This is a genomic window from Faecalibacterium sp. DFI.5.82 (genome assembly GCF_029076575.1).
In the GTDB taxonomy this organism is placed as follows: Bacteria; Bacillota; Clostridia; order Oscillospirales; family Ruminococcaceae; genus Faecalibacterium; species Faecalibacterium duncaniae.
The window spans coordinates 1-290 of record NZ_JARFIS010001079.1 but is presented as its reverse complement, the minus strand read 5'-3'; the positions used below and the strand labels follow the sequence as shown (position 1 = coordinate 290).

The following is a 290-nucleotide window of genomic DNA, read 5'->3' as shown; positions in this document are numbered from 1 at the left end:
GGCCAGAGTGGCCCGGGCGGCGATGACCTGCCCGAAGCCTGCGGCCACATAGAGGGCATCACAGATGGCTTCTTCATCGGCCTCGCCTGCACGGGCAAGGGGAAGCAGCACCGCCGGAAGCACACCGCAGCTGCCCGCTGTGGGGGCAGCAACGATCCGTTTCATGCAGGCGTTGCACTCGGCGGTCTTGAGGGCTTCGGCGGTCACCTCTGCAAGGTAATCCCCGCCGTAGCTTCTGCCCGCCTGATGGGCTTGTTCCACCTTGGCGGCATCGCCGCCGGACAGGCCGA

1 protein-coding gene is annotated in these 290 nt (G+C 67.2%); it reads right to left on the bottom strand.

Translation table 11 applies throughout. The features are described from left to right. Positions 1-290: L-serine ammonia-lyase, iron-sulfur-dependent, subunit alpha (locus tag P0G09_RS20230; protein WP_275253573.1), on the bottom strand; the 290-nt coding region annotated here is incomplete at both ends.